The 17,194-nt window shown below is 72.9% G+C and carries 16 protein-coding genes and 1 pseudogene; 10 read left to right on the top strand and 7 right to left on the bottom strand.

What is annotated here, in order from left to right:
- Window positions 1–113 precede the first annotated feature (113 nt).
- Window positions 114–614, bottom strand: coding sequence for a transcription elongation factor GreA (gene greA / locus ACZ4WV_RS24580; protein WP_465750167.1), 501 nt, complete (start codon window positions 612–614; stop codon window positions 114–116).
- Between the two features lie 326 nt (window positions 615–940).
- On the bottom strand, window positions 941–1,354 hold the full coding sequence (locus ACZ4WV_RS24575; RefSeq protein WP_465750165.1) for a DUF4307 domain-containing protein: 414 nt from the start codon (window positions 1,352–1,354) through the stop codon (window positions 941–943).
- A gap of 242 nt (window positions 1,355–1,596) precedes the next feature.
- On the opposite strand from ACZ4WV_RS24575, the gene mca reads away from it, so the two are divergent.
- From mca to ACZ4WV_RS24555, 4 genes are all read left to right on the top strand, one after another.
- Entirely contained in the window at window positions 1,597–2,502 is a 906-nt protein-coding gene (gene mca / locus ACZ4WV_RS24570; protein WP_465750163.1) for a mycothiol conjugate amidase Mca, read from the top strand.
- A 49-nt stretch (window positions 2,503–2,551) separates the two neighbouring features.
- Window positions 2,552–2,743, top strand: a complete 192-nt coding sequence (locus tag ACZ4WV_RS24565) for a hypothetical protein (protein WP_031076542.1) — start codon at window positions 2,552–2,554, stop codon at window positions 2,741–2,743.
- 155 nt (window positions 2,744–2,898) lie between these two features.
- Complete coding sequence (locus ACZ4WV_RS24560) at window positions 2,899–4,941, top strand: thioredoxin domain-containing protein (protein ID WP_465750161.1); 2,043 nt, start codon at window positions 2,899–2,901, stop codon at window positions 4,939–4,941.
- 65 nt (window positions 4,942–5,006) lie between these two features.
- Window positions 5,007–5,870 (top strand): GNAT family N-acetyltransferase, encoded by an 864-nt coding sequence (locus ACZ4WV_RS24555; RefSeq protein ID WP_465750159.1) that lies wholly within the window; start codon window positions 5,007–5,009, stop codon window positions 5,868–5,870.
- 34 nt (window positions 5,871–5,904) lie between these two features.
- On the opposite strand, the gene ACZ4WV_RS24550 is transcribed toward ACZ4WV_RS24555, so the two are convergent.
- On the bottom strand, window positions 5,905–6,264 hold the full coding sequence (locus tag ACZ4WV_RS24550) for a hypothetical protein (RefSeq protein ID WP_465750157.1): 360 nt from the start codon (window positions 6,262–6,264) through the stop codon (window positions 5,905–5,907).
- Window positions 6,265–6,367: 103 nt separating this feature from the next.
- Here ACZ4WV_RS24550 and ACZ4WV_RS24545 point away from each other — a divergent pair, with 103 nt between their 5' ends.
- Window positions 6,368–8,038 (top strand): alpha/beta hydrolase, encoded by a 1,671-nt coding sequence (locus tag ACZ4WV_RS24545; protein ID WP_465750155.1) that lies wholly within the window; start codon window positions 6,368–6,370, stop codon window positions 8,036–8,038.
- A 42-nt stretch (window positions 8,039–8,080) separates the two neighbouring features.
- Here ACZ4WV_RS24545 and ACZ4WV_RS24540 read toward each other — a convergent pair whose 3' ends face one another.
- Entirely contained in the window at window positions 8,081–9,010 is a 930-nt protein-coding gene (locus tag ACZ4WV_RS24540; RefSeq protein ID WP_465750233.1) for a hypothetical protein, read from the bottom strand.
- Window positions 9,011–9,263: 253 nt separating this feature from the next.
- On the opposite strand from ACZ4WV_RS24540, the gene ACZ4WV_RS24535 reads away from it, so the two are divergent.
- Entirely contained in the window at window positions 9,264–9,920 is a 657-nt protein-coding gene (locus ACZ4WV_RS24535) for a papain-like cysteine protease family protein (RefSeq protein WP_465750153.1), read from the top strand.
- A gap of 8 nt (window positions 9,921–9,928) precedes the next feature.
- On the top strand, window positions 9,929–10,798 hold the full coding sequence (locus tag ACZ4WV_RS24530) for a hypothetical protein (RefSeq protein WP_465750151.1): 870 nt from the start codon (window positions 9,929–9,931) through the stop codon (window positions 10,796–10,798).
- 76 nt (window positions 10,799–10,874) lie between these two features.
- On the opposite strand, the pseudogene ACZ4WV_RS24525 reads toward ACZ4WV_RS24530, so the two are convergent.
- A pseudogene (locus ACZ4WV_RS24525) lies at window positions 10,875–10,970 on the bottom strand (TetR family transcriptional regulator); the annotation flags it as partial.
- Window positions 10,971–11,328: 358 nt separating this feature from the next.
- Between ACZ4WV_RS24525 and ACZ4WV_RS24520 the strand changes: the two are divergent.
- Complete coding sequence (locus tag ACZ4WV_RS24520; protein WP_465750149.1) at window positions 11,329–11,829, top strand: hypothetical protein; 501 nt, start codon at window positions 11,329–11,331, stop codon at window positions 11,827–11,829.
- Here ACZ4WV_RS24520 and trhA read toward each other — a convergent pair.
- On the bottom strand, window positions 11,800–12,492 hold the full coding sequence (gene trhA / locus ACZ4WV_RS24515; RefSeq protein ID WP_465750147.1) for a PAQR family membrane homeostasis protein TrhA: 693 nt from the start codon (window positions 12,490–12,492) through the stop codon (window positions 11,800–11,802). The genes ACZ4WV_RS24520 and trhA overlap by 30 nt on opposite strands.
- A 285-nt stretch (window positions 12,493–12,777) precedes the next feature.
- On the opposite strand from trhA, the gene ACZ4WV_RS24510 reads away from it, so the two are divergent.
- Complete coding sequence (locus ACZ4WV_RS24510; protein ID WP_465750145.1) at window positions 12,778–14,619, top strand: phosphoenolpyruvate carboxykinase (GTP); 1,842 nt, start codon at window positions 12,778–12,780, stop codon at window positions 14,617–14,619.
- A gap of 216 nt (window positions 14,620–14,835) precedes the next feature.
- On the opposite strand, the gene ACZ4WV_RS24505 is transcribed toward ACZ4WV_RS24510, so the two are convergent.
- Window positions 14,836–16,050, bottom strand: coding sequence for a pyridoxal phosphate-dependent aminotransferase (locus ACZ4WV_RS24505; protein WP_465750143.1), 1,215 nt, complete (start codon window positions 16,048–16,050; stop codon window positions 14,836–14,838).
- A gap of 252 nt (window positions 16,051–16,302) precedes the next feature.
- Here ACZ4WV_RS24505 and ACZ4WV_RS24500 point away from each other — a divergent pair, with 252 nt between their 5' ends.
- Window positions 16,303–17,022 carry a prepilin peptidase gene (locus ACZ4WV_RS24500; RefSeq protein WP_465750141.1) on the top strand — a complete coding sequence of 240 codons (720 nt, stop codon included), beginning with the start codon at window positions 16,303–16,305 and terminating at the stop codon, window positions 17,020–17,022.
- The last annotated feature ends 172 nt before the right edge of the window (window positions 17,023–17,194 follow it).

Below are 17,194 nucleotides of genomic sequence, written 5' to 3'. Positions count from 1 at the left end.
GGGTCCCACACCCGCTTTATCGCGGCCGGTTCTGGGCCCCCCCCCCCCCCCCCCCCCCCCCCCCCCCCCCCCCCCCCCCCCCCCCCCCCCCTCGGCCAGTGCGTGGGGGCGGGTCAGCCGGTGTACGGCACGACCTTGACGATCTTCACCATGGCCGGCTTGCCGTTCGGCAGCTCGTAGGTGGCCTCGTCACCGATGCTCTTGCCGTCGATCGCGCGGCCCAGCGGGGACTGCGGCGAGTAGACGTCCAGGTCGGCGGCGCCCGCGACCTCGCGGGAGGCCAGCAGGAACTCCATCAGGTCGTCCTCGTCACCGTCGAAGGCGACCGTCACGATCATGCCCGGGGCCACCACACCCGAGTCGGCCGGGGCCTCGCCGACCTTCGCGCGCTCCAGCAGCTGGGTCAGCTGGCGGATGCGCAGCTCGTACTTGCCCTGCTCCTCCTTCGCCGCGTGGTAGCCGGCGTTCTCCTTGAGGTCGCCCTCCTCGCGCGCCGCCTCGATCTTCTGGGCGATCTCGATGCGCCAGGGCCCGGTCAGGTGATCCAGCTCGGCCTTGAGCTGGTCGTAGCCGGCCTGAGTGAGCCAGGTCACGTTCTCACTGGTCTGGGTCACAGGTGCTCCTCGTAGGTGCTGGGGGCTGTGCTGAGGGTGTGAGTCGTCAGCAGGATCGGTCGGTGAATTTCGGTCTTAACTACAAAGCAACGCCCGCTCCCGTACCATCCGGTGCGGAAGGGGCGAAACCACGAGCCTAACAAGTCCCGCCGACGGGCGGGAGAGGCGTCGGCGCGTCATTGACGACCGCGTGACGCCACGGTGGACAGGAACCGGGTGGGAGACCACCTACGGATGCCCGTTCCGCCGGACGAATATGCCTACCGCCGCCGTTCCGCCACCTTCGCCGGGCGTGGCGCGGCGGCGTCACCGGCGCGCCGCGCGGCTTACTTCGCCGGGGTGCAGCCCAGCAGCTCGGCGGTGGTGCCGCGGGCGGTGGTGCGCAGGGTGACGGTGGCCTCGTAGCTCGAGCCGGCCGCCGGGACGGGGAAGTCCGCCACCCCGACCACCGCGTGGTCGTCGCCCTGCGAACGGACCGTGCAGGTGCCCGCCGTCCCGTCGTCCTTGCTCACGGTCAGGTGCAGTCGGACCTCGGAGTCGGACAGCACCTGGAAGGTCGGCACCGAGCCGTTGATCTTCGACTCGCGCAGCAGGTAGGAGCCGCCCAGCCAGGCGATCAGCCCCAGCCCGAGCACGCCGCAGACCGCGCCGACCACCTTCAGGCGGCGGTCCGACTCGCTGTCGCCGCTCCGGCCGTAGCGGCCCTCGGGCAGCTGGGCGGCGGTGCTCGGTGCAGTCATCGGGCTTCGTCCTTTCCCGGGGGGAGGGGCCGCGCGGGGGGTGCGGGGGAATGCGGCGCTCCTCCAGACCGTCACTATAGGAGGGACACGCCCGCGGCCGGTCCGGCGGGGCGGGGCTCGGCCGCGCCGGCCATCCGGCCGGGGGTCGGCCTTGCGGCGACGCGGTCCCGCGTGAGCGGTTCGTACGGTGGGCAGACCGGGACTTCGCGGGACGCCCGACGATGTGGAAGGAACGCAAGGCGTTGAGTGAGCAGTTGCGACTGATGGCGGTGCACGCCCACCCGGACGACGAGTCCAGCAAGGGCGCGGCCACCATGGCCATGTACGTCGACCAGGGCGTGGACGTGCTCGTGGCCACCTGCACGGGGGGCGAGCGCGGGTCGGTCCTCAACCCCAAGCTCCAGGGGGACCCGTACGTCGAGGAGAACATCCACGAGGTCCGGCGCAAGGAGATGGACGAGGCGCGGGCGATCCTCGGCGTCAAGCAGGCGTGGCTGGGCTTCGTCGACTCCGGTCTGCCGGAGGGGGACCCGCTGCCGCCGCTGCCCGAGGGCTGCTTCGCCCTGCAGGACGTCAAGGAGGCGGCCGAGCCGCTGGTCCGGCTGATCCGCGAGTTCAAGCCGCAGGTCATCACGACCTACGACGAGAACGGCGGCTACCCGCACCCGGACCACATCATGACCCACAAGATCACCATGCTGGCCTTCGACGCCGCCGGTGACCCGGACGCATACCCCGGGGCCGGCGACCCCTGGCAGCCGCTGAAGCTCTACTACAACCACGGCTTCCCGATGGGCCGCATCCGGGCGCTGCACCAGTACCTCACCGAGCACGGCCTCGACTCCCCGTACGGCGAGTGGATCGCCGGCTGGGAGAAGAGCGGCCGCAAGGAGCGCGAGATCACCACCCGGGTGCGCTGCGACGACTGGTTCCCGACCCGCGACCGCGCGCTGATCGCCCACGCCACCCAGATCGACCCCGACGGGCCGTGGTTCCGCGTCCCGCTGGAGGTCCAGCGGGAGGTCTGGCCCACCGAGGACTACGAGCTCGCCCGTACCCTGATCGACGTGGACCTGCCGGAGGACGACCTGTTCGCCGGCCTGCGCACCCCCACCCTGGTGGCCGAGGCCGCCGACACGCGCGACTGAACCACCCCCCGACGGCCCGGCTCGCCGTGAGCCGGGCCACCATAGAGATATGAGTGCGCCCGTGAACCTCGTCCACCTCGCCGCTGACCTCGCCGTCGACGACGCCAAGGTCACCCCCGGTCTCCTCGGCTTCGTCGTCTTCGCCGCGCTCGGCGTGGCGACCTGGTTCCTGGCCAAGTCGATGAACCGGCAGTTCAAGAAGGTCGACTTCACGGAGGAGCCGGAGGCTCCCAAGGAGTGATCCCGGGGCCCGGCCGGCGGCGGGGAGCCGCCGCGCCGGACCGATGGGTTCTGCGGGGCTGAATGGCTGCGGCGCCGAGGCGTCCTGCCGGGCCGACGCGTCCTGCCCACGCGCCGTGGCCCGTCCTCCCGCCTCCGATGCGGGAGGATGGGCGCATGCCGAACCGTCTCGCGGACGCGACCTCGCCGTACCTGCTGCAGCATGCCGAGAACCCGGTCGACTGGTGGCCGTGGGGGCCCGAGGCCTTCGCGGAGGCGGAGCGGCGGGGGGTGCCGGTCCTGCTGAGTGTGGGGTACGCCGCCTGCCACTGGTGCCATGTGATGGCACACGAGAGCTTCGAGGACGCCGGGCTCGCCGGGTACCTGAACGAGCGGTTCGTCGCGGTCAAGGTGGACCGGGAGGAGCGGCCCGACGTCGACGCCGTCTACATGGAGGCCGTGCAGGCGGCGACCGGGCAGGGCGGTTGGCCGATGACGGTGTTCCTGACGTCGGAGAAGGAGCCGTTCTACTTCGGCACGTACTTCCCGCCGCAGCCCCGGCACGGGATGCCGTCCTTCCGGCAGGTGCTGGAAGGCGTGCACGCCGCCTGGCGGGACCGGCGGCAGGAGGTCGGCGAGGTCGCCGGACGGATCCGGGCGGAGCTGGCCGACCGGGCCGCCGTCTACTCGGCCGGCGCCCACCACCCGCCCGGCGAGGCCGACCTGCACCAGGCGCTGGTCGCCCTCAGCCGCGAGTTCGACCAGAACCGCGGCGGCTTCGGCGGGGCGCCCAAGTTCCCCCCGGCCATGGTGATCGAGTTCCTGCTGCGCCACCACGCCCGGACCGGCTCCGAGGCGGCCCTGGAGATGGCCGTCCGCACCGCCGAGGCGATGGCCCGCGGCGGCATCCACGACCAGCTCGGCGGCGGCTTCGCCCGGTACTCGGTGGACGCCGGCTGGGTGGTGCCGCACTTCGAGAAGATGCTCTACGACAACGCCCTGCTGCTGCGCGCCTACCTGCACCTATGGCGGGCCACCGGCTCCGGACTCGCCCGGCGGGTCGCACTGTCCACCGCGGACTTCCTGCTGCGTGAACTCCGCACGCCCGAGGGCGCGTTCGCCTCCGCGCTGGACGCCGACAGCCTGGACGAGGAGACCGGCACCACCGCCGAGGGCGCCTACTACGTGTGGGAGCCCGGCCAGTTGGTCGACCTGCTCGGCCCGGCCGACGCGGCCACCGCCGCCCGGCTGTTCACCGTCACCGCCGACGGCACCTTCGAACACGGCACCTCGGTGCTCCAACTCCTCGTCGAACCCGAGGACTTCACCGAGTACGAGACCATCCGCGCGCGGCTGCTCGAGGCACGGTCGGCGCGGCCCGCCCCGGCCCGGGACGACAAGGTGGTCGCCGCCTGGAACGGCCTCGCCATCGCCGCGCTCGCCGAGACCGGCGCCCTGCTGGACCGCCCCGACCTGGTCGACGCCGCCGAACGCGCCGCCGACCTGCTGCTCGCCGTCCACCTCACCTCCGACGGGCGGCTGCTGCGCACCTCCCGGGACGGCCGGGCGGGCGGCAACGCGGCCGTCCTGGAGGACTACGCCGACACCGCCGAGGGCTTCCTCGCGCTGTACGCCGTCACCGGCGACGCCTCCTGGCTCGAACTGGCCGGCGGGCTGCTCGACACCGTGCTCAAGCACTTCACCGACGAGGCCTCCGGCGCGTTGTACGACACCGCCGACGACGCCGAGGAACTCATCCGCCGCCCGCAGGACCCGACCGACAACGCCACCCCCTCCGGCTGGACCGCCGCCGCCGGGGCCCTGCTGACGTACGCCGCGTACACCGGCTCCGACCGGCACCGCACGGCCGCCGAGCGCGCCCTCGGCATCGTCGGCGCGCTCGCCGGGCGGGCCCCGCGGTTCATCGGCTGGGGGCTGGCCGTCGCGGAGGCGCTGATGGACGGACCGCGTGAGGTCGCCGTCGTCGGCCCCACCGGGGACCGGGCCACCGCCGCGCTGCGGCGGGCCGCGCTGCTGGGGACGGCACCGGGGGCCGTCGTCGCGGTGGGGGAGCCGGGCGACACCGAGGTGCCGCTGCTGGCCGACCGGCCGCTGGTCGACGGGGCACCCGCCGCGTACGTGTGCCGGCACTTCGCCTGCGACGCGCCGACCACGGACCCGGCGGCGCTCGGCGAGCGGCTCGGGGTGGCGGTCGAGTGAAAGTGGCCCCTCCGGTGGGCGGACGATCGTTGGCGGGCGCCGGCCGGCCGGGGTGAGAATGGCTCATGACCTGGACTCTCAGCACCTCGCTCGGTGAATTCCGCGAGCAGGCCGGCGGCCTGCTCGCCGCCCGGCCGGCCGAGAACACCGTCCTGATCACCATCGCCCACCGGCTCGCCGAAGCCGGGCTCGACGCTTTCGGAAACCGCCCGCCGGTCTTCGGGTGGTGGCGGAACGGGGAAGGCGCCCCCGTCGAGGGCGCCTTCCTCCAGACGCCGCCCTTCCCGCCCCGGCTCTCCGCCATGCCGCCCGCCGCGGCCGCCGAGCTGGCGGTGCGCCTGGCCGAGGCCGGCAGCGGGTTCACCGAGGTGACCGCGGTCGGCGGCGGAGCCGAGGAGGCCCACGCCTTCGGCGCGGCCTGGACCGCCGCCACCGGCGCCACGCAGACCGTACGGGTCCGTGAACGGCTCTACCGCCTCGGCGAGTTGACCGGGCCGCCGCGGCCCCCGGCCGGCCGCCACCGGCTCGCCGGGCCGGCCGACCGTGAGTTGGCGATCCGCTGGTACCACGGGTTCCTGTCCGAGGTCACCGTGCCGAGGATCGACGTGCCGAAGGCCGTCGACAACAAGATCGCGCACGGCGGGTTCCACCTCTGGGAGGCCGGTGGCCGGCCCGTCTCCCTGGCCGGAGCGAGCCCCGTCCTCGCCGGGATGTCCCGTATCGGGCCCGTCTACACCCCCGCGGAACACCGCCGTCGCGGCTACGCCGGCGCCGTCACGGCCGCCGCCAGCGCGCACATGCTCGCGCTGGGGGCGGAGGAGGTGCTGCTCTACACGGACCTGTCCAATCCGACCAGCAACTCGGTCTACCAGCAGATCGGGTACCGGCCCGTGGACGACGCGGTGGTCCTGGACTTCCTCCCCGGGTAGGCGGATCACGCGTCCTCGGCCGGGCGGCCGCCGGTCACCCCACCACCGTGGTGTCGAAGGGATCGGTGGCGGTGGCGGTGGCGGTGGCGGTGGCGGTGGCCCGGGCCGGCGGCGGTGGGCGGTCGGCGTCCCGGTAGGTCTGCGCGCAGGTGATGAGGTTGCCCCCGGCCGACTCCAGGTCAGCCGCGAGGCCGTCCAGCACCGCCTTCCAGGCGGCGCCGCACCTCCGTAGCGCCGCCCCGCTCCGCCACCCCGGAAGGCTCCCGGCCGCCTTGCCGCTGGGCTCCGCCAGCCTCGCCGTCTCGTCCGGGACCTTCCCCGCCACTGCCACGGCGTTGTTCCCGGCGGCGGTCAACTCGCCGGGCCTGACGGTGAATTCCGGATCCTGCCCCATCTTCTCCCCTGCTCCTCCCCTGGCACCCGTGTCGGCGGCAGCCGCTATGGTAGCGGTGGGTGTCGGGATGAACGCAAAAAGTCACCAAGGGGGTAAGCAGGGCATGGACATCGCGAGTCTGCGGACCGCCGAACCGGCGGACCTCCACGCGGCGGCGGACGCGTACGACGCGCTGGCCACGGCGATGTCCCAGCACTCCACGGACTGGAGGAGCGGGACCGCCGACCGGGTCCACGGATCCGGGTGGACCGGCCCGGCGGCCGCCGCGGCGACCCCGGTGCTGGACGGCATCACCGGCAAGATCCGCGCGGCGGTGACCGAGCTCGGCCTCATCGGCAAGCAGATCCGCGACTGCGCCGATGCCGTGACGCTCGCCCAGGGCCGGCTCACCCAGGCGCTGGCCGACGCCCGGACCAAGGGCTTCTCGGTCAGCGACAGCGGCGCGGTGAGCCGCCCCGCGTCGACCAACCCGTTCCAGGCCCCCGACTGGGAGGCCGGACAGCAGGCGGCCGCCGAAGAGATCAGCCGCCGGATCGGCAAGGCACTCGCCGACGCGGCTGACGCCGACACCAGGCTGGCCGGCGCGCTGGACAGGTTCGCGGAGCGCGCCGAGGACGCGTCGGGCCTGGACGAACGGACGGCCGACGCCGATGCGTACCCGGACCGGTTCGGCGATGCCGGCAACCCGCTGTGGCAGCGGGACCTGCCCGGCAAGGACGCCGACCCGGCGGAGGTCAACGCCTGGTGGAAGGGGCTCGGCCCGCAGGGGCGGCAGTGGTTCCTCAGCCACCACCCCGAGGTGCTCGGCAATCTCGACGGCATTCCGGCGCAGGTGCGGGACGCGGTGAACCGCGAGCACCTCCGGAACCTGATGAAGCGGATCAGGCAGAAGGATCCGCAGGAGCTGAGTTCCAGCGAGAAGGAGCTGCTCGCCCGCTATGGGCCCATCGACGCGCGCCTCTCGCAGCACAGGGGGGAACCGCCGGTCTACCTGCTCGGTCTCGGCAGCGAGGGCCGGGGCCGGGCGATCCTCTCCTTCGGGAATCCGGAGACCGCCACCGACGTCTGCGCCTACGTGCCGGGCATCACCACCACCACGGCGAGCCTCGGGCCGGGGCCGAACGACGGGACCAACGAGGCGGAGAACGCGCTGAACCTCTACCGCGCCGCGAGCGGCAGGGCCCCGGCCGGCCACTCCGTCGCCTCGATCGTCTGGCTCGGGTACGACTCGCCGGGGATGGACTTCGGTGCTGCCTCGACGAAGGCGGCCAAGGACGGTGCTCCGGCCTACGCGAGGTTCCTGAGCGGCGTACGGGCGAGCCACGAAGGCGATCGACCTCCGCACCTCACCTCGGCCGGGCACAGCTACGGCTCGTACCTGGTGGGCCGGGCCACCAGGCTCGCCACCCAGCCCGGGTCCCGCCACGCGCCGCCGGACGACGTGGTGTTCGTCGGCAGCCCGGGCGTCGGCGTGGACAGGGCCGCCGACCTCAGGCTGCCGCCCGGCCACGTCTGGGTCGGCGCCGCCGACAACGACGTGGTGACGCACGCTCCGTCGAAGTTCGGCATCGACCCGGACGAGCGCTGGTACGGACGGGATCCGTCGAGCAGGCGCTTCGGCGCGAACCGCTTCACCGTCGACGACTGGAGCCGCGGCAACCCCGTCGACGCGCACACCAAGTACCTGAACGGGCGCGGTGGGCCCTCGCTGGACAACATCGCGGCCGTCGTCACCGGCAGCGGGGGAGTCACGTTGCGGGGCCGGCGGGGATGAGGCGGTCCCGGCGCGTGGCGACACCCTGTCCACAGATCTCCGTCACTCCCAGTCCCACCTGATCCCCAGGATGCAGGGCCGTATCGCCGTCGCCACCAGGTGGACGCAGCGGTGCCCGTCGAGGGTCAGTTCCTCCGTCTCGTAGGGCGCTTCGCCCGGCGAGTGCAGGGCGATGCGGTGGCAGCGGACGGGCAGGGCGGCGGGGTGGAAGGTGATCTGGAGGACGTACTGGCCTGCGCCGGAGTTGAAGCCGCGGACGTATTCGCAGCTCGGTTCGGGGGAGGGAGCGTCGTCGAAGCCGTAGCCGAGGAGGTGGGTGTCGCCGGCGCGCAGGCGGCGGTCGAGGAGGAGTTCGGCGGCGAGCAGGTGGTGGGTGTGGTCGCGGCGGATGCGGCCGGGGCGGCAGTTCTCCTCGGCGCGGACGCCGACGCGGGTGATGTCGCTGCCGGGGTCGCCCTGGTAGAGGGCGAGGTAGCGGTCGATGCCGTCGCGGTGGGCGCGCAGGGCGTGTTGGGAGTCGCGGCGGGTGAGTTGGCGGTCGGGGCCGACGCGGATGCGTTCGATGTGGGTGATGGTGTGCAGGCCGGTGTCGCGGGGGCCGGCGAGGGTGGCGAGCAGGTCGTCGACGGCGGTGGGCGGGGAGATCAGGTCGCGGTAGGGGCGCACGGGTGGTCCGGCGGCGGCGACGGCGGCACGGCGGGGGCCGAGCAGTCGGGTGAGGGAGTGTTCGGGCAGGTCGAGGACTTCTTCCAGGGCGGCGACGGCGCGCAGTGATTCGGGCCGTTCCGGTCGGCGGCGGCCCTGCTGCCAGTAGCTGAGGCTGGTGACCCCGACGTGGACGCCGCGCAGCGCGAGGTGGCGGCGGACGCGGTGCAGGGCGAGGCCGCGGGCGGTGATTGCAGTGCGCAGGGCGAGGTGGAACGGGCCGGTGCGCAGGGCGGCGGCGAGGTCGGCGGGGTCGCTCCGGTGGATGTCGGCCTCCTGGACGGCGGGTCCGGGTTTTGACCGTGAATATTCACATCCCTGGGCCGGTTTGTCACCGGTTCGGGCAGGTGGCGCTGTGGTTTCCCGGCCGGTGTTCACAGCCGGGCCGCTCCATTCACACCCAACCAGTACTGGTGCCACGGCCGTTGACGTGTCTGCGGCAGCGGCGCGATGCTCGGGGCGCGATCCGGACCGCGCCCCCCACAGCAGTTCGCAACGCTTGTGCAAGGAGGCATCCCCCATGCCAGTTCCACGGATACGACTGCGTCGCGCGGTCTCCCTGCTCGCCCTGGGCGTGCTGGGCCCGGCGCTGACCGCCGCAGTGTCCACCCCCGCGGTCGCCGCCCCCACAGCGGACCGGGCCCCGGCCCAGGTCCGCCCGGCGGCCGCACCCGGCAGCACGGCCGACCTGGCCGGCACGTACAAGAAGCTCAACATCACCATGCAGCAGCAACAGCAGACCAACTGGTGCTGGGCGGCGAGCGGCAACACCATCGCCACCTGGTTCGGCTACAACTACAGCCAGAACCAGTTCTGCAACGCCGCGTTCGGCCGTGCGACCGACTCCAGCTGCCCCAACAGCCAGGCGTCGCTGGCCGATGTGCAGAACGGCCTGGACTGGGTGGGCATCAACCCGGGCTCGTACGTCACCGGCTACCTGCGCTACAGCACCGTGCAGTCCGAGGTGAACGCGAACCGGCCGATCGAGACCCGCATCCAGTGGAGTTCGGGCGGCGGGCACATGCACGTCGTGTACGGCTACGACACCGGTAACAACTGGGTCTACTGGGGCGACCCGTGGCCGTCCAACTACCGCTACAACTGGGCGGACTACTCGTACTACGTGAACAACGACACGTTCTCGTGGACCCACTCCCTGTACCGGATCGGCGCGTGAGGGCGACCATGACCGAGTCAAGCAAGGCCCGTCGGGCCGCCGTCACCGCCCTGCTCGCCGCCGGCCTCGCGCTGGCGCTCGCCCCGGCCGCGCAGGCCGACACCCCGAGCGGCGCGGGCGCCGGCAGCGCGGCCGGCGCCCCCGAACCGGTGCCCGCAGCCGACCTGGCCCGGGCCCGCGGAGCCGTCCAGGATCCGTCGGTGCTCGACCAGGTGGGCCACTTCTTCGCCCGCAAGGGCGTCCCGCCGACCCAGCAGCTGACCATCGGCGCCGCCGAGGAGGCGAAGGCGGCGAGCGCTGCGGCTCCCCGGCTGGCCGGGGACACCGTGCCGGTCTACACCCTGGACGCGGGCTTCGTGGCCGGCACCCCGGGCGCGCCGGTGGCGAAGGCGGAGTTCACGGCGAGCAAGGTGGTCGCGGCGGACGGGCAGACCGCCTCGGTCTGGACGGTCCGCCAGGGCGACACCTGGCGCGTGGTCAACATCGCCTCCGGCGGGGACGAGAGCGACTACGCGGCGAAGGGGGCCGGCAGCGGCGGCACCGCGTTCCGGGAGCCGCAGGTCAACGCCTGGTACGTGCTGCGCGACGGCCGGGTGCTGCCCCTGGACGAGGAGGCGACGCGCTCGGTGGGCGCGGGCGGCGTGTCCCTGGCCGCGTACCAGCGGCTGGTGCACCAGCGGTACGGGGACAAGCTGCCCGGCTCGGCGTACGACCGGGCGGGCGAGGGCGGCGGCTACCAGGTGGACGCGGCGCCGGCACCGGACGCGGCGGCGGGTACGGGCTCCGAGCTGCCGGCCGTGACGGCGGCCGCGGCCCTGGGCGTCACCGCGCTGGTGGGTACGGGCGTCGTCCTGCGGCGCCGGCGGGGCACCCGCTGACACCGGGCGGGGTCCGGCCGAACAGGCCGGGCCCCGCTCGTCCCACGAGCCCGGTGCTTCCCCGGGACAGCGGGACCGAGGTCATCGCCGGGTCGTGCTCGTCGGTGAGGACGAGGTCCTCCTTGGCGGCGAAGTAGCGGAAGAAGGTGGACGGCGAGACCATGGCGGCGGCGAGCGGCGGGCATGGCGGCCTACCCCGGGGGACTCTCGGCAGGGGCCGCGGCCCAAAGCCGGCAACAACCATCAACTGACGGTAACCATCGAAAGGTGGTTACCGTCAGTTCGGTTTTGCACGGTAGTGCTGTGCCTGGGCCGGGTGCACTCCGTGATGTGTCGCGGAAGTGCTTCCTCTGCACGCGGAATTGACGCAACGTTGATCTGTCGTTCGCCGCCTGGGGGAGGCTTCGGGTGACTGACGGTAGATACCATGTGGCTATCGGTCAGTGCTGGCCGACGCGTGCCGGGAGCGCAGAAGAGGTGGGGCGGCAGGAGCCGACCACGAGCCGGGCGCCGGGAAAGGGGAAGCCGAAGTGGCCGACAGCGACGACAGGCGTGCGGGTGCCCAGATGTGGGCCGCGGCCGTGGGAGTGGGCTCCGCGCTGGCCGTGGTCGCGGCCTATCTGGTCAACGGCGCTCCCCTGGTCCTCGGGGTCGCCGGAGCCGAGGTGCTGCTGCTCATGGCGTACGTCGGCCGCCGCTGGCGGGCCCTGCACCGGCAGCCCTCCCCGGCCGGGCACCGTCCGCTGCGTGGCGCCCCGGACGCGGCGCACTGCGAGCGCTGCCGCCGGGCGCGCGAGGCGCTGGACGCGCGGCAGGCGCGCGAGGCCGGGTCCGGCCGGACCGGGTCCGCGCAGGCCGGGACGCCGGAGCCCGGCGTCGGGGACCGTCCGTCGTACCCGCGCCGTCCGCAGAGCCGCGCTCCGTACGAGCGGCCCTGGACGGCGGAACGGGCGGCCGTCCGGTCCGTGGACCGTACGACCGCCCGTCGCGGCGCGCCGGGTTCAGCCGGCCGTGCTGTACGCCACCAGTGAGACGCCGACGTACTGCACGATGAAGGCTCCGAGGGTGAAGGCGTGGAACACCTCGTGGAAGCCGAACCAGCGCGGTGACGGATCGGGCCGCTTGAGCCCGTACACCACGCCGCCGACGCTGTAGAGCACCCCGCCGACGATCATCAGCACCAGGACGGCGACGCCGCCGGCGCGCAGGAAGTCCGGGAGGAAGAACGCGGCGGCCCAGCCCAGCGCGATGTACACCGGCGTGTACAGCCAGCGCGGCGCGCCGACCCAGAACACCCGGAAGGCGATCCCGGCGAGTGCCCCGCCCCAGACCGCCCAGAGCAGTATCTGTCGGCTGTCGCCGCGGAGCAGCAGGATCGTGAACGGCGTGTAGGTGCCCGCGATGATCAGGAAGATGTTCGCGTGGTCCAGCCGGCGGAGCACGGCGTCCCCGCGCGGTCCCCAGTTGAAGCGGTGGTAGACCGCGCTGACCCCGAACAGCAGCCAGGCGCTGACCGAGTAGATCGCGCAGGCGATCCTGGCGGGCGTCGAGTCGGCCAGGCAGATCAGCACGATCCCGGCGGCGACGGTGGCGGGGAACATCCCGGCGTGCAGCCAGCCGCGCCACTTCGGCTTGCTCTCCCTGATCCCGGCAGGGCCCTCCGCGAGGCGCTCGCTGAGCGCGGCAGCAGTCATGCGCAGCATGCTACCTGCGACCTACGGGTGCGTAGGTTACTGGTGCGTAATGAAATGGTGATCATCACTGTTGGACGTTTTGGAGTGTTTGCAGTGTGGCGCCGCGCACTCCGGCTCGGCCGAGAGTGACCTATTACTGGCCGGTAGTCATACTTACTGTAGTAAAAGATGCGTCAATTTCGACGGTGCGCCGCGTTTGGGCCCTCCTGTCGGGGCTACGCTGCAAAGACCCTCAGACCCCCGCAACGCCGTCTCCCCGCCGGGACGGCGTGAAACGGAGCGATCGTGTCGTACGAGATCTCTGCTCTCAGCGCATCCGCGCCCACCCGCCACAAGCAGCTGCTCGCTTGGGTGAGCGAGATCGCAGAGCTCACCCAGCCGGACCGCATCGAGTGGTGTGACGGCTCGGACGAGGAGTACCAGCGCCTCGCGGACCTGCTGGTGGCTCAGGGAACCTTCAAGAAGCTCAACGAGGAGAAGCGCCCCAACTCCTACTACGCCGCCTCGGACCCCTCGGACGTGGCGCGCGTGGAGGACCGCACCTTCATCTGCTCCGAGCAGGAGAAGGACGCCGGCCCGACCAACCACTGGAAGGCCCCCGCCGAGATGCGGGAGATCTTCCAGGGCGAGCAGGGCCTGTTCCGCGGCGCGATGAAGGGCCGCACGATGTACGTCGTGCCCTTCTCGATGGGGCCGGTCGGCTCCCCGCTGGCCGCGTACGGCGTCGAGATCACCGACTCCGCCTACGTCGCGGTGTCGATGCGGGTGATGACCCGCATGGGCCAGGCCGTGCTCGACCAGCTGGGCGAGGACGGGGACTTCGTCAAGGCCGTGCACACCGTCGGCGCCCCGCTGGCCGAGGGCCAGGCGGACGTGCCGTGGCCGTGCAACAGCACCAAGTACATCTCGCACTTCCCGGAGGCCCGCGAGATCTGGTCCTTCGGCTCCGGCTACGGCGGCAACGCCCTGCTCGGCAAGAAGTGCTACGCGCTGCGCATCGCCTCGACCATGGCCCGCGACGAGGGCTGGCTGGCCGAGCACATGCTCATCCTGAAGCTCACCCCGCCGGCGGGCCCCGCCGGCGAGTCGGAGCCGAAGTACGTCGCGGCCGCCTTCCCGTCGGCCTGCGGCAAGACCAACCTCGCGATGCTCCAGCCCACCGTCCCCGGCTGGAAGGTCGAGACGATCGGCGACGACATCGCCTGGATGCGCTTCGGCGAGGACGGCCGCCTGTACGCCATCAACCCCGAGGCCGGCTTCTTCGGCGTCGCCCCCGGCACCGGCGTGGACACCAACGCCAACGCCATCGACACGCTCTGGGGCAACACCGTCTTCACCAACGTCGCCCTCACCGACGACGGCGACGTCTGGTGGGAGGGCCTGACCGAGGAGCCCCCGGCGCACCTGACCGACTGGCGCGGCAACGACTGGACGCCCGAGTCCGGCACCCCGGCCGCCCACCCGAACGCCCGCTTCGCCGTCCCGGCCGCGCAGTGCCCGACCATCGCCCCGGAGTGGGAGGACCCGGCGGGCGTGCCGATCTCGGCGATCCTGTTCGGCGGCCGTCGCGCCACCGCCGTTCCGCTGGTGACGGAGTCCTTCAACTGGCAGCACGGCGTCTTCCTCGGTGCCAACATCGCCTCCGAGAAGACCGCCGCCGCCGAGGGCACCGTCGGCGAGCTGCGCCGCGACCCGTTCGCGATGCTGCCGTTCTGCGGCTACAACATGGGCGACTACTTCGCCCACTGGCTGAAGATCGGCGCCCAGGCCGACCCCGCCAAGCTGCCGAAGATCTACTACGTGAACTGGTTCCGCAAGAACAGCGAGGGCCAGTTCGTCTGGCCCGGCTACGGCGAGAACAGCCGCGTGCTCAAGTGGATCGTCGAGCGCCTGGAGGGCACCGGCGAGGGCGTCGAGACCCCGATCGGCGTGCTGCCGACGGTCGAGGGCTTCGACCTCGGTGACCTGAAGCTGTCCGAGGAGGACCTCGACCTGCTCTTCACCGTGGACACCGACATCTGGCGCCAGGAGGCCGCGCTGGTGCCGGCCCACCTGGAACTGTTCGGCGACCACACCCCGAAGGAGCTGTGGGACGAGTACCGGAGCCTCGTCGCGCGCCTCGGCTGAGCCTCAGCCGAGCGAGAGGTGGGCGCGCGGCACGAACCGCGCGCCCGCCGAGTGACAGGACGGCCGGAGTTCCACCGGACGGTCTTTCCCCGACCAAGGAGACCGCCCGGGCCGGGACTCCGGCCGTAGTGTTTCCCGGCTCCGGTCAGGGCCCCGGCCGCCGTGCCCTTCAGCCCCTCGGCCGTCGCGCCCTTCAGCTCCCTTCCACCGGAGGGCTCACGGCTGGGTGTAGCCGCTGAGGAAGTCGCCGATCCTGGTCACCGCGTCGGTGATCTCCTCCGGCCGGGGCAGGGTGACCAGCCGGAAGTGGTCGGGCTCGGGCCAGTTGAAGCCGGTGCCCTGGACCAGCAGGATGCGCTGGGAGCGCAGCAGGTCCAGCACCATCCGGGCGTCGTCCTTGATCTTGTAGACCTTGGGATCGAGCCGAGGGAAGGCGTACAGCGCGCCCTTGGGCTTGACGCAGCTCACCCCTGGGATCCGGTTCAGCAGCTCGTACGCCGCGTCGCGGGAGGCGAGCAGCCGGCCGCCGGGCAGCACCAGGTCGCGGATCGACTGCCGGCCGCCGAGCGCGGCGGCCACCGCGTGCTGGGCGGGCATGTTGGCGCACAGCCGCATCGAGGCCAGCACGTTCAGGCCCTCGACGTAGCTGTGGGCGCGGTGCCGGTCGCCGGAGAGCACCATCCAGCCGGAGCGGAAGCCCGCGACCCGGTACGCCTTGGACAGTCCGTTGAAGGTGACGCAGAAGAGGTCCGGGGCCAGGGTCGCCAGCGGGATGTGCTCGGCGTCGTCGTAGAGGATCTTGTCGTAGATCTCGTCCGCGTAGACCACCAGCTGGTGCCGGCGGGCGATCTCGGCGATGCCCTCCAGCACCTCGCGCGGGTAGACCGCTCCGGTCGGGTTGTTCGGGTTGATCACCACGATCGCCCTGGTCCGGTCGGTGACCTTGGCCTCGATGTCGGCGAGGTCCGGGTACCACTCGGCCTGCTCGTCGCAGCGGTAGTGCACCGCGGTGCCGCCGGCCAGCGAGACCGAGGCGGTCCACAGCGGGTAGTCCGGCGCCGGGACGAGCACCTCGTCGCCGTCGTCCAGCAGTGCCGTCATGGCCAGCTGGATCAGCTCGGAGACGCCGTTGCCGAGGAAGACGTCGTCGACGGAGAGCCCGTGCAGGCCGCGCTCCTCGTAGTGCATGACCACCGCGCGGCGGGCCGACAGCAGGCCCTTGGAGTCGCCGTACCCGTGCGCGTTCGCGAGGTTGCGCAGGATGTCCTGGAGGATCTCCGGGGGGGCCTCGAAGCCGAAGAGGGCCGGGTTGCCGGTGTTGAGCTTGAGGATGCGGTGGCCTTGTTCCTCCAGCCGCATCGCCTCGTCGAGCACCGGGCCGCGGATGTCGTAACAGACGTTGGCGAGCTTGCTGGACTGGATGACCTGCATGCCTGCCTACTTTAGGGGCACCCGGGGGCCCCGCGCCGGGGGTCGCGGGAGGGTGGCGGAGGCGCCCCGCGCGGCGTCCTTGGATCGGCAGGCCGGAGCATTCGGCGGCCTTCCGAACCGGTGCCCCGGGTGGTCCGGAATGCTCCCGTATTGCGAGAACGGGCGCCCGCTCCGGTTCGGAACGAGACGGACGGCACACCCCGTGCGGGGGATGATGTGGCCGGTGCGTCGTATCGAGGAGGGGGTGCGCCGGTGGTACCGGTCGTGGCCGCGGCGGTGCTGGTCGGACTCCTGGCGGCTCCGCCGCTGCGCGGGCTGATCGTCTACTTCGCCGTGCCGGAGGGCGAACCCTGGTGCGCGGCCTGCCCGTCGTGCGGGCGCGCGGTGCGGCTGCTGCCGCCGACCGGGCGCTGCCTTGGCTGCCGGAGCCGGCTGGGCGCGGGCGCCGGGGTGGTGGAGGCGGTCGCGGCGGCGGTCGCGGTGGCGGTGGCGTACGCGGCGGACGGGGCGCAGGCGCCGGCGCTCGCGCTGGGCTGGGCGGGCGCGCTCGGTGTGGCGCTGGGCTTCGTGGACGGGCGGGTCCGCCGGCTGCCGCACCGGCTGAATCTGGCCCTGCTCGCCGGAGTGGCCGTGCTGCTGACGGTGGCGGCCCTGGTCGAGGGGCGCCCGGAGGTGCTGCTGCGCTGTCTGCTGGCCGCCCTGGCCGTCGGCGTGCTGCTCGAACTCGCTGTCTGGGCAGGGGCGTTGGGGCCCGGCGACTCCCCGCTCGGGTTCGCCCTGGGCGGGCTGCTCGGCTGGTACGGCTGGGCCGTGGCGTTCGGCGGGCTGTTCGCCGCGGTGGTGCTGGCCGGTCTCTGGGGCACCCTGCGGGCCGCCGCCGCACTGGCCAGGCGCCGCAGGGTGCGCGGACTCGACGTCCCGGTGGGCCCGTTCCTGCTCCTCGGCGCCCTCATCGCGGTCCTGGCTCGGTAGCCGGGGGAGCGGACCGGCCCGCCGGACCGGAACCGGTGCGGCGGGCCCGCCGCCGGGGGGGCGCCCCCCCCCCCAGGAGAGGGGGGACAAGGGGGGGGGGGGGACCCAGGAGGGTCGGGGGTCCTTTTGGGGGACCCCCCCACAACGCGTGGGGAAGAGGTTCCCTTTTTGG

Source organism: Kitasatospora sp. NPDC029312, from assembly GCF_055569215.1.
This window is presented reverse-complemented; position numbering and strand designations above follow the sequence as displayed.

Excerpts from the sequence above, each read along its gene's own strand:
- ACZ4WV_RS24575 (WP_465750165.1), bottom strand. The coding sequence starts at position 1,354 with ATGACTGCACCGAGCACCGCCGCCCAGCTGCCCGAGGGCCGCTACGGC.
- ACZ4WV_RS24565 (WP_031076542.1), top strand. The coding sequence starts at position 2,552 with ATGAGTGCGCCCGTGAACCTCGTCCACCTCGCCGCTGACCTCGCCGTC.
- ACZ4WV_RS24560 (WP_465750161.1), top strand. The coding sequence starts at position 2,899 with ATGCCGAACCGTCTCGCGGACGCGACCTCGCCGTACCTGCTGCAGCAT.
- ACZ4WV_RS24555 (WP_465750159.1), top strand. The coding sequence starts at position 5,007 with ATGACCTGGACTCTCAGCACCTCGCTCGGTGAATTCCGCGAGCAGGCC.
- ACZ4WV_RS24550 (WP_465750157.1), bottom strand. The coding sequence starts at position 6,264 with ATGGGGCAGGATCCGGAATTCACCGTCAGGCCCGGCGAGTTGACCGCC.
- ACZ4WV_RS24545 (WP_465750155.1), top strand. The coding sequence starts at position 6,368 with ATGGACATCGCGAGTCTGCGGACCGCCGAACCGGCGGACCTCCACGCG.
- ACZ4WV_RS24535 (WP_465750153.1), top strand. The coding sequence starts at position 9,264 with ATGCCAGTTCCACGGATACGACTGCGTCGCGCGGTCTCCCTGCTCGCC.
- ACZ4WV_RS24530 (WP_465750151.1), top strand. The coding sequence starts at position 9,929 with ATGACCGAGTCAAGCAAGGCCCGTCGGGCCGCCGTCACCGCCCTGCTC.
- trhA (WP_465750147.1), bottom strand. The coding sequence starts at position 12,492 with ATGACTGCTGCCGCGCTCAGCGAGCGCCTCGCGGAGGGCCCTGCCGGG.
- ACZ4WV_RS24505 (WP_465750143.1), bottom strand. The coding sequence starts at position 16,050 with ATGCAGGTCATCCAGTCCAGCAAGCTCGCCAACGTCTGTTACGACATC.